Raw genomic sequence first — 14,368 nt, 5'->3', positions numbered from 1 at the left:
GAAAATATGTCAGATATCATGAAAGATTACAAATTTGACCTTCCTAAAAATCATAAATCTATCATAAAAGTGATAGGTGTGGGAGGAGGTGGTTCCAATGCTGTGAACCATATGTATAACCAAGGCATCAAGGATGTTGAATTTGTGGTGGTAAACACCGATTCCCAAGCCTTGAAAAGCAGTCCTGTGCCATTAAAACTTCAGGTAGGCACCAATCTTACTGAAGGGCTGGGAGCCGGTGCAAATCCCGAAAAGGGACGTAATGCAGCGGTAGAAAGCAAAGAAGAAATCCGGGAATTGCTTTCTGATAATACCAAAATGGTATTCATCACTGCAGGAATGGGCGGTGGTACTGGTACCGGTGCAGCTCCTGTAATTGCCAAAATCGCCAAGGATATGGATATCCTGACGGTAGGCATTGTAACGGCACCCTTTATTTTTGAGGGAAGGAAGAAAATGGCCTCTGCCCAAAAAGGAATTGAAGAGTTAAGGGCCAACTGTGATACCGTCTTGGTAATCCTTAATGATAAATTAAGAGAGATTTACGGTAATCTTCCCATTAGGTCTGCTTTTGGTAAGGCGGATAATATTTTGAGTACTGCAGCTAAATCCATTGCAGAAATCATCACTGTACACCAGGATGTCAATGTGGACTTTGAAGATGTGAAAACCGTGATGAAAGATGCTGGTGCAGCAGTGATGGGCTCTGCCACAGAGGAAATGGAAGGAAGAGCTATCAAAGCGGCAGAAAAAGCCATTGCCTCTCCATTGCTCAACAATGTAGATATCAAAGGGGCCGAGAAGATCTTACTTTCCATCATGTCTGGTGAGGAAGAAGAACTTTCTATGGATGAATTGAGTGAAATCACTGAATATATTCAGGAACGTGCTGGTGATGATGCTGAAGTGATTTTTGGCCAGGGTATAGACCCAGACCTGAAAAAGTCCATCAGAGTAACTGTAATTGCAACGGGTTTCCAGGCTGAGTCATTGACAGAGGCTGAAAAGCTGAAAAGGAAAGAAGAGGAAAAGAAGAAAGAGGAGAATGCTAAAAAGGTAATTGATTTGGAATCAGGTAAAACTTCCAAAGTAGAAGAGGATAATCTGGCTTCAGCAGGGGAGACTTTTACCTTTACCATCCAACAACCTAAACCTACTTCCTCTTCAGGGGAATCAAAGCCTGCACAAGAGTCTCCATCCACCCAGGAAGAATCAAGGTCAAATACCCAAGTGGAGGTAGAAAACCAATCCCAGAACGAAGGTGATTATGAATTTATCCCTGCAGAGCCTGCTCCACAGAAAAAGGTAACTCCGCTTTATGAAGATCAACCGGAGGCCCCACAAGCACAAAGGCCACAGGAAGAAAACCAAACAGAAGGAAGGGCTTATAATAATGACTATTATGAGCAGATCAAGCAAAAGGCAATGCAACGGGCTCATGAGCGATTTGAAAGACTCAAAAATATGAGAGCTGTCAACCAGACTCCTGAGGAATTTAAGGAAAAACTGGACACCCCAGCTTATTTAAGAAAAAAGGTGAAGCTTCAGGATGTACAGCATAGCTCTGAACAAAACATCTCTAAGTTCAACCTAAATGATGAAAATGAGATTTTGGGCAATAACCGGTTTTTGCATGACAATGTTGATTAACTAAAAGTTAATCAACATTTCTGCCTGGTTTTTCAGCAAGTCCAAATAAAACCTGTTGGTGAGCAGGTTATTGGACATGTTTTCCTCAATTTTAGCAAGTTTTGGCTTATTTGCCAGGACATGCATACCCAGGTAGTGGAATATGTCGGTAAGGTGGCTCAAGGCGATGCCACCTCCGCCAATTCCAGAGGAAAGGCCCACCAGGGCACATTTTTTATTCCTAAAAGTATTGGGATATGTCATCCCATCAATGAAAGATTTAAGGATCCCGGGAAAAGAGCCATTATATTCTGGGACCACAAAAACAAATTTGTCACCCTCCTCAATTTGGTCATGGAGTTGGTTATAAACTTCATTTTTTCCATTGTGTTCATACAAGGCCGAAAAAACAAAGTCATTTGGCAGATCCCTTAAGTCTATTAGTTCAGCCTTAGTACCCATTTCCTCTAGGATTTCCTTGTATTGTGTAGCAATTTTTTTTGAAACTGCATTTTTTCTGTTGGTCCCAACGATAATTTTAATCATGAATGAAAGTCCTTATTCTTGCATAATTGACGCTTAATATACAATATCACGTCTGAGAAAGTTTCTGGCAGGGCAAATTTCAGCCTGGCCGGGGCAAGTATAATTATTTTGGATATTAAAATAAACTTGAACCATCTATTTAAATAGTTTACAAATGAGAAATGAACCTGTAGTTCCTTATGCAAAAAAAATTCAAGAGGCCGTTCACCATATTAAAGACAATTATTCTGGAAAGCCTGAAATTGGGATAGTATTAGGAACAGGATTGGGGCAATTGATAGATCATATTAAAATTAATTGCCAGATCAATTATGGCGATATCCCATTTTTTCCCCTTTCCACGGTAGAAACCCATAGCGGGCAATTAATATTTGGGGAAATGTGTGGGAAAACTGTCGTCGCCATGAAGGGGAGGTTCCATTACTATGAGGGCTATGACATGAAGGAAGTAACTTTTCCCATCCGGGTGCTGAAAGAATTGGGAATAGAAAAACTTATTGTATCCAATGCAGCTGGAGGGTTGGACCCTGATTTTAAGGTGGGGGATATTATGGTAATAAAGGACCATATTGATCTTTTTCCCGAAAATCCTTTACGTGGGCAAAATCTGGATGGTTTTGGAGTAAGATTTCCAGATATGAGTGAGCCATATGATCAAAAATTAATACAAAAGGCAAAAGAAATTTCTCTGGAAAAAAATGTAAAACTTAGAGAAGGGGTTTATGCAGGTGTCCAAGGACCAAACTTGGAAACAAAAGCTGAATACCGGTACCTTAGGACTATTGGTGCAGATGCCGTTGGGATGAGTACCGTACCCGAAGTAATTGTGGCCAGACATATGGAATTGCCGGTATTTGCCATATCTGCTATTACAGACCTTTGCTCCCCTGGAAAGGTAACGAAAATTTCCATTCAGGAGGTAATAGCAGCGGCCAGTATCGCAGAGCCAAAAATGACCAAGATAATAGAAGCCATGCTGAAAGAACTGTAATAATTATTGCCAAAATTTATCCTTTGGTAAAAAGGGATCATTGGGGGGAATGTTTCCAAAATCCCCCACTTTTTTGTAAGTTAAGACATGGCAAATTACAGACTTAAAATCATAGACAAAGCACCGGTGACCCATGATGTCAACCGGTATAGGTTGGAAAAGCCCCGTGGTTTTACTTTTGAACCTGGACAGGCCACGGAGGTGAGTTTGCTCAAAGCAGGTTGGGAGGCAGAAAAAAGACCATTTACTTTTACATGCTTACCTTCAGATAATTATTTAGAGTTTATTATCAAATCGTATAACGGTCATGAGGGAGTGACCAAAAGATTGGGAGAAGCTAAAGTTGGAGATGAACTGGAAATCGGTGACCCCTGGGGAACCATTTCTTTCAAAGGAGAGGGTGTTTTTATTGCAGGGGGAGCTGGTATTACTCCTTTTATTGCTATTTTAAGGTTTTTGAGGAAAAAGAACCGGTTAGGTACTAGCCAGTTGATTTTTGCTAATAAAACCAATGATGATATCATTTTATATGAAGAACTCAAGGCTATTTTGGGAAGCAAGTTTGATAATATTATTTCCGATCAAAAAGACACAGCCTATGATAAAGGCCTAATCGATAAGGGCTACCTTAAATCCAAAATCCATCACTTTAACGATCAACATTTCTACGTTTGTGGCCCCAATGGATTTATGAAAGCTGTTATGGGGAATTTGAAGGAGCTTGGGGCTTCTCCTGATGCCCTGGTTTTTGAAAAATAAAGTAATATCATTTTAATGAATCCACCCTTGGAATGTTATAACATGAAACAAAGGGTGGATTTTTTAATTTATTCCATTCCCAAATAATCAACGGTAAGGTGGCTCAATGCCCTGACTCCAATCTCAAGGCTGCTTTCATCAATAAAAAAATCTGGAGTATGGTGGGCAGGGGCTTGATCAGGATCCTGTCCTTTGGGCATCCCTCCCAAAAAAACATAAAGCCCCGGCACTTCTCTTTGAAAAAAGCTGAAGTCTTCTGCCCCAGTTACCGGGTCATGGTGAATCAGGCTTTCCTCCCCCACGGTATACTTAAGGGTGTTTAACATTTTTTCAGTCAATTCCGGATGATTGATAGTAGCAGGATAAATTTTTTCTATTAGAACCTCTACCCTGGCTCCAGCACTTTCTCCTATTTTTTCGGCAATTGCCTTTACTCTTTTGTGCACCAATTCCTGTTGCTTTTCCCCATAAGTTCTAATTGTTCCTAACATTTCCACTTTTTCGGGAATAATATTTTGCCTAACGCCCCCATGGATGCTTCCAATGGTTACTATGGCTGGATTTTGGGTGATATTGACATTCCTGCTTACAATAGTTTGAAGAGAATTGATGATCTGAGATGAAGTTACGATAGGATCTACAGAAGACCAGGGATAGGCCCCATGGGCCTGGCGTCCATTAACAATGATTTTTAGATTGTCCACAGCAGCCATGGCTGGACCCGGTCGGTATTTGATTTTACCGACTTCGGTTTGGGAATTGATATGTAAACCAAATATGGCATCTACTCCCTCCATTACTCCTTGTTCCACCATCTGTTCTGCTCCCCAGCTTTCAATACCCTCCTCAAAAATACCTTCCTCAGCCGGCTGAAAAATAAATTTTACCGACCCTGCTAATTCATCTTTCATCCCAGCTAAAATTTCAGCAACACCCATAAGGATGGCAACATGGGTGTCATGGCCACAAGCATGCATGACTCCTACTTCCTGGCCATTATAAATGGTGGTTTTGGTGGATTTAAAAGGAAGTTCGTTTCTTTCTTTAACAGGAAGTGCATCCATATCTGCCCGCAGCGCTACAACGGGACCAGGTTTCCCTCCTTTGAGCAAACCAACCACGCCTGTAACTGCTACATTTTCCTTTACATCCATTCCCAAAATTCTGAGGTGATCAGCAATCAATTGAGCTGTCCTGGTTTCCTGGTTTCCCAATTCGGGATTTTCGTGAATGTCCCTTCTCCATTCAATAACCTGGGTTTCCAGTTCTTTGGCCTCTCTGTCAATTTTTGGTTTTAAAAATGATTGGGCAAAGGTGGAATAACAAAAACAGAAAAAAAGGGGGGACAGAATTTTCTTCATTGCTATATCTTTTGATGTTTTAAAATTTACAAAAAATAAATTATACCTAGACTTATCCTCAAAAACAAAGTAGGCAGCTTATCAGAAGTTTTAAGTGCAATTTGGTTTTTTGGTAAGATTTAAAGGACCCCTGCTCAATTAAAGAGGGGCGGTAAGTAATTGACTTCAAAAAGGTTTAAGTCAAATAAAGGATGAAAAGACTGAAATAATTTCCTATTAATGATTTGCTCCGTCAAAATTGGTATTGGGAATTTCTGTAATTTAAACCAAATTGTACCCATGGAATTAAAAGGAAAAACAGCTATTGTGACCGGAGTAAGCCGGGGTATTGGATATGAAGTAGTCCTTCAACTTTTGGATAAAGGGGTAAATGTGGTAGGCTGGGGGCGAAACCGGCCAGACCTGGATCACCCGGCTTTTTATTTTGTTTCCTGTAATATTGCAAGTGAATCTTCAGTCCAGGAGGCTTATCAAAATACCAAAGAATTGGTGGGGGAGGATATTCGGATATTGGTAAACAATGCCGGGTATGGAGTAGCAGGACCTTTTGAAGAGATGGATTCTTCCGATTGGAAAGGCATGTTTGATACCAACGTTCATGGAATATTTTATGCCAGCCAAAAAGTAATTCCCAATATGAAAAAGAAGGGAGAGGGGCATATTATCAATGTTTGCTCTCTTGCAGGAATAAATGGAGTGGTTAACTTTGCTGGCTATTGTGGAACCAAACATGCTGTTAAGGGAATTTCCCATTCTCTCTATTTGGAGCTGAGGGATTATGGCATCAAGGTAAGCACCATCTACCCGGGGTCAGTCCAAACCCAGTTTTTCGATGACATTGAAGGGATGGAAGCAAATGAAAATATGATGTTGCCCGAGGATGTGGCTACTACCATAGTTCAGAATTTGGAGACTCCTCCCAACTATTTTGTTGCCGATGTGGAATGCAGACCCCTTCGACCAAAAAGAAATAAGTAAAAATGTCCCTGGAAGTAAAAGCCCTTACCAAGATTTTTGAAAAGCAAAAGGCATTGGACCAGATTTCATTTTCTGCCCAAGCAGGCCAGATCCTAGGCTTTTTAGGACCAAATGGTGCTGGCAAGTCAACTACCATGAAAATTGCGGCAGGCTATTTGCTCCCAGATGAGGGGGATGTTTGGGTGCAGGGCATGTCGGTATTGGAGCAGCCCAAATTGGTTAGTAAAATCTTGGGATATTTGCCAGAAAACAATCCCTTATACCTGGATATGTATGTTCGGGAATTTTTGAAATTTGTTGCGGGGCTTTACCAGTTGAAAGGAGAATATGCAACCAAAAGAATCGATCAGGTTGTGGACCGATGTGGTCTTGGCCCGGAACAGCATAAAAAGATAGGGCAGCTTTCCAAGGGGTACAGGCAAAGAGTAGGGCTGGCCAAAACTTTGGTTCATGACCCGTTGGTTATCATTTTAGATGAACCTACCACTGGATTGGACCCTAATCAATTGGTGGAAATTAGAAAACTCATTAAGGAAATAAGTAAAGAAAAAACCTTGATCCTTAGCACACATGTAATGCAGGAGGTGGAATTGCTTTGTGATAAAGTGGTGATTATTCACCAAGGAAAAATTGTGGCTCAGGACCTTCTTCAAAATTTAAAATCCACTCAAGGCAGGGTGGCTTTATTTTTGGAAACGGAAGAACCTTTAGAAAAGGCTTGGTTTGTAGACCTGAAAGGGGTAAAGGATATCCAATGGTTGGAAAATAATAGTTGTCAAATTTCAACTGACCAACCCCAGCAATTGAGAAAATCCTTGCTCCAACTCATCCAGGAAAAAAATCTATCTTTGAATAGTTTAAAACAACAAGAGCAAAATTTGGAGGCGGTATTTCATGATCTAACTGGGGCTAAGATATGAGGGCACTGGTTTTTAAGGAAATCAATTCTTTTTTTAACCATCTGATTGGATACCTCATCCTAACAGTTTTTTTGTTAGCGCTTGGATTGATAGTTTGGGTTTTTCCAGAAACCAGTGTGCTGGAATATGGTTTTGCAGATTTGGAGGCAATGTTTGTATATACCCCATATGTTTTTGTCTTTTTGGTTCCTGCCATCACTATGAGGATGATTGCTGAAGAAAAAATGTCCGGAACCTGGGAATTGTTGATGACCTCTCCCTTAAAACCCTCTTCTATTGTGTTGGCTAAATATGCAGCAGCCATTTCGGTGTTGATATTGGCTTTAATACCTACAATGGTGTATTATTTTAGTGTTTATTATTTGGGTTCCCCACAGGGAAATCTGGACAGCGCAGGTTTTTTCGGGTCTTTTATAGGATTAATATTAATTGGAGCGGTATTTGGGGCCATTGGTTTACTGGGCTCATCCCTTTCCTCCAATCAAATTACAGCATTTGTTGTCGGAGTGTTTTTGTGCTTCTTCCTTTATTTTGGATTATCCTCACTGGCCTCTTTGTCTGGAATGAGGAGCCTGTCCGTTTATCTGGAGGCATTTAGCATGAGTTATCATTTCCAAAATTTGGGGCGAGGGGTTATTGATTCAGCGGACCTTTTTTATTTTGTGGGCTGGATAATTTTTCTTTTGATGTTGACCATATTAATGATCAGGAGGAAATGAATCAAAAAAATCATAAGCCTTGGGCTGTACTTGGTATAACTTTATTAATTGGACTTTTTTTATATGGATTGCAGCAGTTCTTTCCTTTTCGAATTGATCTTACTGAGGAAAACCGGTATTCCATCCATTCTTCCACAAAGGATGTATTAAGTCAGTTGGAAGGACCTTTATATGCTGATATCCTTCTGACCGGGGAGCTTCCGGGTGGAATGCGAAGGTTTCAGAAAAATATAAAGGAAACCCTTAATACCTTTAATGCCTACAGCAATTATCCCATTCATATCAGTTTTTATGATCCTTTGGCCATTGAAGAAGAAAAGGTGCAAAAGGAATTCATTTATTATTTGGCGGATTGGGGAATTAATCCAACTAACCTGATGGCCAGTGAAAATGGAGGCCAATCTTCCCGCCTTATTTTTCCCGGGGTTTTAATTAGTGATGGAGAAAAAGAAGTTGGGGCTCTTTTGTTAAAGGGGGAAAAAGGAATGGGGCCCACCGCCATTCTGAATTTATCCATAGAAAATCTGGAATATGAGCTGATCAATCTCATCCAAAAACTTACCCAAAAAAAGAAAAAGGCAGTTGCCATGATTACCAATCATGGAGAACTACAAGGGGATGAGGGCTACGGAATTGTAGAGGCATTGTCCGGTAACTATGATGTTTATAAAGTCCCCTTGCAACAAGCAAAAAAAGTGGAGGATTTAATGAGCTTTGATGTCATAATTATTGCGGGACCAAAAGCCACTTTCAGCCAAAGAGAGGTGTTTTTGCTGGATCAATACCTTATGCGCGGTGGAAAACTATTGTTTTCACTGGATCAACTAGCTGTGGATATTAATGAAGCAGGGGAAGAAGGGACAGTGGCCTTACCTTTTGATTCTGGTTTGGACCGATTGCTTTTCCGGTATGGAATCCGGATCAATAATGATTTTGTCCAGGATATGAATTTTGGGTATTACCCCGTTGTGGCTGGAGATTTTGGCAATCAACCTCAGGTGAAGCCCATGCCCTGGCCTTTTTATGTAGTGGCCAATCATATGGGGGACCATGTAATAACCAAAGGACTTGACCAAATAAAATTTGAATTTGTAAGTTCCCTTGATACCGTAAAAGCAGATGGGGTAAAGAAAACTCCCCTGGTATTTTCGGGCAGTTATAGCAGGGTATTGTCATCACCGGTACAAGTAGCCTTTCAAGATATGGCTGAAGGCCCTGATATTGATTTGTTTAACCAAAATAATCTCCCCTTGGTATATTTGTTAGAAGGGGATTTCACCTCCCTTTTTAAAAATAGGTTTAAGCCTAAAGAGTTTGAAGGAACTCAGGCCTTTGAAAATTCCCAAGGGAAGGGAGCTGTTTTGGTAATTGGAGATGGGGATTGGATACAAAGTGAAAGGGATAGGTCCACTGGGGAGCCTCTTCCACTTGGAAAGGACCTTTTTTCAAAATCCACTTACGCCAATAAGAACTTTTTACAAAATGCGGTAAAGTATTTGGTTGACCCGGAAGGGATTATGGTGACCAGAGGAAAAGAGCTGAAAATTCGGCCTTTGGATCAACAAAAAATAGAACGTCAAAAATCAACCTGGCAACTAATTAATATTTTTGTCCCTATTGCCCTTGTTTGGGCGGTTGGGGTCTTCAAGGTTTATGGTAGGAGGCTGAAATATTCGAAGAAAATGAGGGATTGAATTTAACCGAAAAAACATTCTGGGATTTTTTCCAGAGAAATTTAAAAGGCATGGCCTCTTTTATAATTTTATTTATAAATTTACCCTGTTGAAATCTAATTGGAATCATAAGCTTTGGTCAGTCAAACCGTGGACAAGGTAGGTTGGTTGTTTAGTTCTCCCAAACCGGCAGTTTAACATCCACGGCTTTTGATCTATAAAATCTAAATCATATTCACATGAAATTTATTGTTTCTTCTTCTGCTTTATTGAAGCAGCTTTCAGGAATCAATGGGGTGGTGACCACCAATCCGGTTGTGCCTATATTAGAAAACTTTCTTTTTGAAATTAAAGAGGGAAAATTGACCATTACGGCATCCGACCTTCAGACCTCCATGATGACGGAAATTGATGTGGAAGCCAAGGAAGATGGAAATATTGCAGTCCCTGCCAGGATTTTGATTGATACTTTGAAAAATCTTCCAGAACAACCGGTGACTTTCAGTATCGATCACGATACTTATAGTGTGGAAATTAGTTCGGATAATGGTCGCTATAAATTGGCCGGGGAGAATGCTACAGATTTCCCGAAAATCCCCACAGTGTCGGAGGCAACGGCAGTGGAAATGTCAACAGAGGTGTTGAGCAGTGCCATCAACAATACGATTTTTGCCACCTCTAATGACGAGCTACGTCCTGCAATGACCGGTGTTTATGTCAATTTGAGCGATACAAACACTACTTTTGTGGCAACAGATGGTCATAGGTTGATCCGATATAGAAGAGTGGACATTGCCTCTCAGGATGCAAGCAATATTATAATTCCAAGAAAAGCATTGAACTTGTTGAAAAGCACCCTTCCGGCTGAAAATGTTCCTGTAACTTTGGAATTCAATAACTCCAATGCTTATTTCAAATTTGGAAATATCCAGATGATTTGCCGCTTGATCGATGAGCGGTTCCCGGATTATGAAAATGTAATCCCTGTGGATAATAATAATGATATGACCATTGACAGGGTAGAGTTTTTGAGCTCGCTGAAAAGGATTGCTATCTATGCCAATAAAACCACTCATCAGGTTAGGTTGAAATTAACAGGAAGTGAACTTCAGATTTCAGCAGAGGATCTTGACTTCTCCAATGAGGCCAATGAAAGGTTGTCTTGTGAACATGAGGGTGAAGATATTGAAATTGGATTCAATGCTAAGTTCCTGGTTGAAATGCTTAATAATATTTCTGCCAAAGAAGTGACCCTGAAATTCAGTGCTCCGAACCGAGCGGGACTTATTGTTCCTAATGATACTGGAGACAATGAAGATATTCTCATGTTGGTGATGCCGGTGATGTTGAACAACTATGTATAAGGAAGGTTATTAATGGTCTTCTGGAAAAAACCTGGTAATTACTCTAAATGCCAGGTTTTTTTATATTCTTTCTTTTTCTCCCTTTCCATTTATTTTATACTCCATGCCATCTTCAATCAATAAACCTTTTGTTTGAGGGGAATTTTTTCCCATACCATGCGGAACATTAATTCTAATAATTTTATTTCTATAATCTTTTGAGATGTCGTCCACAAAAATATGCCCGATTACTATTTTTTTTACCTTTAATAAGTTTAAGATATGATCTATTTCCTTTTGGGAGGCTTTTTTGTAATTTTTATAACCCATTATGAATCCCCTGTAATTCAGTGGGCCTTTAGGTCCGAGGACTAATTTGACAGTTGGGTTTTTTAAGGCCTCCAGTGATTTTTTGGGAAGATCAAGGTTTTCTTGGGTATATTGGTTGATTTCTTCCAAAGGTAATTGTAAGGAGGCCAATTCGGGGCTAATACCGCCGTGGACAAACAGGTAGTCACCAATTATTTCTATTGCATTTTTACTCCTTAACCAGTTTCCAAGTTCAGATGCTTTTGAAAAAACATACTTGCTTGCTTTGTCCCAATCCCTGACTTGGCTGATTTCCTGAGCAACCCTCAAATATCTATCCGATAAATTAATAGGCGTACCTTGCAATTTAATGGCCTCTTGATTGCCTAATATAAAATGCACCTTCCCATTTTCTTTCCGGGCTTTTTCTTCCAGTAAATAAATTAGCCAAAGAGTTTGTGTGACATTTTTGCCCCTATTGACAAAGTCTCCCAATAAGATCAAATGGCCTTCTCCTAAAGTCCAGTTGTAGGAGGTGTCCATAATCTTATTGTTAACCAAAAAGCCATAAAATGCATCAAAATTTCCCTCAATATCCGAGATGGCCACCAACTTTCTTGGGGATTCGTACCTGCAGGCTTCTTTTGGATAATGGTCTTTTAGCCCGACTACAAAGAAGTCATTGTCAGAGTTGTCCACCTCCACTAAAATTGAATCTCTGTCGGCAATGATTTGAGCAACCAAGCCATTTTGAAGGTTTACTTTATAAAGTTGATCATCAATTATATAAGGACCGTCAATGCCGTCCAAGTCCAATGAAATCCTTTTATTGATGATAATTTCAAAAGGGTTGTCTTCACTAATATGGCTGATACCAATCCATTTAAACCTTTGAATGCCCTTTTTATTGTCCTTGTAGTCAATATCAATGAATAAACATGCCAAAAAAATGACCAATGCCATAAAAAAAAATAAACCCATATTTTTAAAAGTTCCCGGCATACCCTTGGAATTTTGAGAGTGGGCAATTGAAAATTTATTGAATTCAATTTCGAAATAAAATCCCGGTAATTGTAATGAGTTGGCTGATTAGTTTGTGGTTTGAATTAATAAGTAAATAAATGTATTCGATTTTAAAATGAAATTAATTTTCCTGTAAAAAATATTATGATTCCAAATCACAATAATAGCCTCCTTTAGGCTAATGGTCCTGAACCATTTATTATCAAATAAAAAGTTGTTTTTGGGCGTTAAAGTTTATTTGACCTGAATATCTGAAAACCAGATTTTCATTTCTCCTGCTTCATTTTTGTGTTCTGTTGCTAATTTAATGCCTCCATATTGTTTTACGCCTTCCCAAGTATAAGCCCTACCTTTTGATCCATTTCCTTTTCGGTAAACCCATTCCATAATCATGTTATTATCATCAATAAACAAATCATATGCATCTCCAGGGGTATATCCTTTGTCCTGGGGGTATATAATGGTTAACCGGGTACAAGGCTGACCTGATATTGGTGCATTGGACTTTTTTTCTACTTCATATTCATATCCCCTATCCCAGGCCAATTGAAAAGGAAACATAAGCCAATATTTGTCATTGATAAAACTGTGATCCATTTTTTCGAGTCCTTCATTTACCTCAGTCAGGGAATATTGCATACTGGTGTCCTGACCCGTATAATGAACAACTCTTTCCGGGATATTCCAAGTCCAAGTCCTTGCAATTTGCCGGGCACTATCTATTTGGACATTCCAGGTATAATGTATGGATTTGATGTTTTTAAAATTTTCATAGCCATAGGCTTTGGCTACCTCCATGGGGAGGGTGAGCTGCTCTTGTTTTTCTTTGGGGCCAGAACAAGCTGTCCAACACCAAAATATTAAAATGAAGATCCATGAATTTTTCATAGCACTTGAGAAAGTTTTGGTTAATAAAAAATCAATATAAATCTGATTTAATTTAATCTTATTCTGTCAGTAATGAAAGGGGATTTGATTTTTAAAGTGTTGATTAACAAATAGTTTTGGGGATAGGGGGTGAAGAGGGTTAACTTATAAATAGGTGGTAATTAATTGTAATATTATAAAATTAATGTTTAAGTAATATGTAAATAATTGTAATACAAAGGGTTGAACGAATTTTATTTATTGGGGGCTGAACTGTTTTTGATTTGATATTAATTAATTGTTATCTTATGTAACACCAAGTTAATATTAAAGTGTTGAAAAGGTTTTTGTTCATATTGTCCTTGTTGGTGTTGATAGTTTCTCCGGGAAGAAGCCAAAGTGGGGGCGGATTGGTCAATTATTCTCCTTATGAAAATGAATCTGAAAAGGCCATTTTTAATCAATCATCAGAGAATCCTTTTTTGTTATTGCAAGCGGTTCATGCTAAAAAAAACACTTCCTTGAAAGGGTATAATAAGTTGGTGGAAAAGTTGGACAAGAGGGCCAAGAATAAGGACCATACCAAATGGTTTTTGGGGGAGGTTTTTTACCAAACCCATAAAGTTTTGCTCAAGGAATATAAAAAACACAGCGTTTTTAATGATTTGTTAAATCAAGGACTTTACGACTGTGTAAGTGGTTCTGCGATTTATGCCTTGATGCTTGAAAGGTATGCCTTTGATTATAAAATTATTGAGACCGACTTCCATGTTTTTGTGTTGGTAAATGAAAATGGGGAGAATTTTATTTTTGAAAGTACCGAACCCCGATCTGGGTTTATCCATGATCCTGGAAGAGTAAAAGAATATTTGAGGGCATTTCTCCCTTCTAATTCTCAGTCAAATAATGATAGAAACCCAAGCTTAGGAAGTTTGGCCCAACAGCCAGGGGAGGCCAAAACGATATTTAAAGCAATATCTTTAACTGAATTGGCAGGGTTGCAATATTATAATGATGCCATCTTACATTTTAATGAAAATGCCCTGAAAACCTCCCTAAACCAATTGGCAAAAGCTCAAAAAATTTATCCCTCTGATAGGGTAGTTGCGCTTAGGGAATTGCTGGAACAAATGGACCATGAAAATCAGGAATTAGCAAGTAGATGATTTTTTTGTTGTGATCAAAAAAGGCCGGGAGTAGTAATTCCTCACCGGCTTTTTTATTCAATATCATTTTTTGTCAATTGGTTT

13 protein-coding genes are annotated in these 14,368 nt (G+C 39.1%); 9 read left to right on the top strand and 4 right to left on the bottom strand.

Annotated features, from left to right (window positions below; translation table 11 throughout):
• Positions 1-18: 18 nt before the first annotated feature.
• Positions 19-1,650 (top strand): cell division protein FtsZ, encoded by a 1,632-nt coding sequence (gene ftsZ, locus QWY93_RS03545; RefSeq protein WP_290248812.1) that lies wholly within the window; start codon positions 19-21, stop codon positions 1,648-1,650.
• Here the strand turns inward: ftsZ and QWY93_RS03540 are convergent, their stop codons facing one another.
• Complete coding sequence (locus QWY93_RS03540) at positions 1,651-2,175, bottom strand: NADPH-dependent FMN reductase (RefSeq protein WP_290246809.1); 525 nt, start codon at positions 2,173-2,175, stop codon at positions 1,651-1,653.
• Between the two features lie 154 nt (positions 2,176-2,329).
• Here QWY93_RS03540 and QWY93_RS03535 point away from each other — a divergent pair, with 154 nt between their 5' ends.
• Positions 2,330-3,166, top strand: coding sequence for a purine-nucleoside phosphorylase (locus tag QWY93_RS03535; protein ID WP_290246808.1), 837 nt, complete (start codon positions 2,330-2,332; stop codon positions 3,164-3,166).
• Between the two features lie 87 nt (positions 3,167-3,253).
• The gene (locus QWY93_RS03530; protein ID WP_290246807.1) at positions 3,254-3,925 is read left to right on the top strand and encodes an FAD-binding oxidoreductase; all 672 of its coding nucleotides are present in this window, start codon (positions 3,254-3,256) and stop codon (positions 3,923-3,925) included.
• A 68-nt stretch (positions 3,926-3,993) separates the two neighbouring features.
• Here QWY93_RS03530 and QWY93_RS03525 read toward each other — a convergent pair whose 3' ends face one another.
• A complete protein-coding gene (locus QWY93_RS03525) occupies positions 3,994-5,286 on the bottom strand; it encodes an amidohydrolase (protein ID WP_290246806.1) in 1,293 nt (430 codons plus the stop codon).
• Between the two features lie 279 nt (positions 5,287-5,565).
• Here QWY93_RS03525 and QWY93_RS03520 point away from each other — a divergent pair, with 279 nt between their 5' ends.
• From QWY93_RS03520 to dnaN, 5 genes are all read left to right on the top strand, one after another.
• On the top strand, positions 5,566-6,264 hold the full coding sequence (locus QWY93_RS03520) for an SDR family oxidoreductase (RefSeq protein ID WP_290246805.1): 699 nt from the start codon (positions 5,566-5,568) through the stop codon (positions 6,262-6,264).
• Between the two features lie 2 nt (positions 6,265-6,266).
• Positions 6,267-7,184 (top strand): gliding motility-associated ABC transporter ATP-binding subunit GldA, encoded by a 918-nt coding sequence (gene gldA, locus QWY93_RS03515; protein WP_290246804.1) that lies wholly within the window; start codon positions 6,267-6,269, stop codon positions 7,182-7,184.
• Entirely contained in the window at positions 7,181-7,903 is a 723-nt protein-coding gene (gldF, locus tag QWY93_RS03510) for a gliding motility-associated ABC transporter permease subunit GldF (RefSeq protein ID WP_290246803.1), read from the top strand. The genes gldA and gldF overlap by 4 nt, the downstream gene beginning before the upstream one ends.
• Positions 7,900-9,597, top strand: coding sequence for a gliding motility-associated ABC transporter substrate-binding protein GldG (gene gldG / locus QWY93_RS03505; protein WP_290246802.1), 1,698 nt, complete (start codon positions 7,900-7,902; stop codon positions 9,595-9,597). The genes gldF and gldG overlap by 4 nt, the downstream gene beginning before the upstream one ends.
• A 218-nt stretch (positions 9,598-9,815) precedes the next feature.
• On the top strand, positions 9,816-10,940 hold the full coding sequence (gene dnaN, locus QWY93_RS03500; RefSeq protein WP_290246801.1) for a DNA polymerase III subunit beta: 1,125 nt from the start codon (positions 9,816-9,818) through the stop codon (positions 10,938-10,940).
• Between the two features lie 60 nt (positions 10,941-11,000).
• Here dnaN and QWY93_RS03495 read toward each other — a convergent pair whose 3' ends face one another.
• Positions 11,001-12,209 (bottom strand): metallophosphoesterase, encoded by a 1,209-nt coding sequence (locus QWY93_RS03495; RefSeq protein WP_290246800.1) that lies wholly within the window; start codon positions 12,207-12,209, stop codon positions 11,001-11,003.
• 276 nt (positions 12,210-12,485) lie between these two features.
• Positions 12,486-13,139, bottom strand: coding sequence for a hypothetical protein (locus tag QWY93_RS03490; RefSeq protein WP_290246799.1), 654 nt, complete (start codon positions 13,137-13,139; stop codon positions 12,486-12,488).
• A gap of 314 nt (positions 13,140-13,453) precedes the next feature.
• Here QWY93_RS03490 and QWY93_RS03485 point away from each other — a divergent pair, with 314 nt between their 5' ends.
• On the top strand, positions 13,454-14,284 hold the full coding sequence (locus QWY93_RS03485) for a hypothetical protein (RefSeq protein ID WP_290246798.1): 831 nt from the start codon (positions 13,454-13,456) through the stop codon (positions 14,282-14,284).
• Positions 14,285-14,368 lie beyond the last annotated feature (84 nt).

This window comes from Echinicola jeungdonensis (assembly GCF_030409905.1).
Lineage (GTDB): Bacteria > Bacteroidota > Bacteroidia > Cytophagales > Cyclobacteriaceae > Echinicola > Echinicola jeungdonensis.
The sequence above is the reverse complement of the archived record's forward strand: the minus strand, read 5'-3'. Positions and strand labels throughout refer to the sequence as shown.

Excerpts from the sequence above, each read along its gene's own strand:
- QWY93_RS03530 (WP_290246807.1), top strand. The coding sequence starts at position 3,254 with ATGGCAAATTACAGACTTAAAATCATAGACAAAGCACCGGTGACCCAT.
- QWY93_RS03520 (WP_290246805.1), top strand. The coding sequence starts at position 5,566 with ATGGAATTAAAAGGAAAAACAGCTATTGTGACCGGAGTAAGCCGGGGT.
- ftsZ (WP_290248812.1), top strand. The coding sequence starts at position 19 with ATGAAAGATTACAAATTTGACCTTCCTAAAAATCATAAATCTATCATA.
- gldG (WP_290246802.1), top strand. The coding sequence starts at position 7,900 with ATGAATCAAAAAAATCATAAGCCTTGGGCTGTACTTGGTATAACTTTA.
- dnaN (WP_290246801.1), top strand. The coding sequence starts at position 9,816 with ATGAAATTTATTGTTTCTTCTTCTGCTTTATTGAAGCAGCTTTCAGGA.
- gldA (WP_290246804.1), top strand. The coding sequence starts at position 6,267 with ATGTCCCTGGAAGTAAAAGCCCTTACCAAGATTTTTGAAAAGCAAAAG.
- QWY93_RS03495 (WP_290246800.1), bottom strand. The coding sequence starts at position 12,209 with ATGGGTTTATTTTTTTTTATGGCATTGGTCATTTTTTTGGCATGTTTA.
- QWY93_RS03525 (WP_290246806.1), bottom strand. The coding sequence starts at position 5,286 with ATGAAGAAAATTCTGTCCCCCCTTTTTTTCTGTTTTTGTTATTCCACC.
- QWY93_RS03490 (WP_290246799.1), bottom strand. The coding sequence starts at position 13,139 with ATGAAAAATTCATGGATCTTCATTTTAATATTTTGGTGTTGGACAGCT.
- QWY93_RS03540 (WP_290246809.1), bottom strand. The coding sequence starts at position 2,175 with ATGATTAAAATTATCGTTGGGACCAACAGAAAAAATGCAGTTTCAAAA.
- QWY93_RS03535 (WP_290246808.1), top strand. The coding sequence starts at position 2,330 with ATGAGAAATGAACCTGTAGTTCCTTATGCAAAAAAAATTCAAGAGGCC.
- gldF (WP_290246803.1), top strand. The coding sequence starts at position 7,181 with ATGAGGGCACTGGTTTTTAAGGAAATCAATTCTTTTTTTAACCATCTG.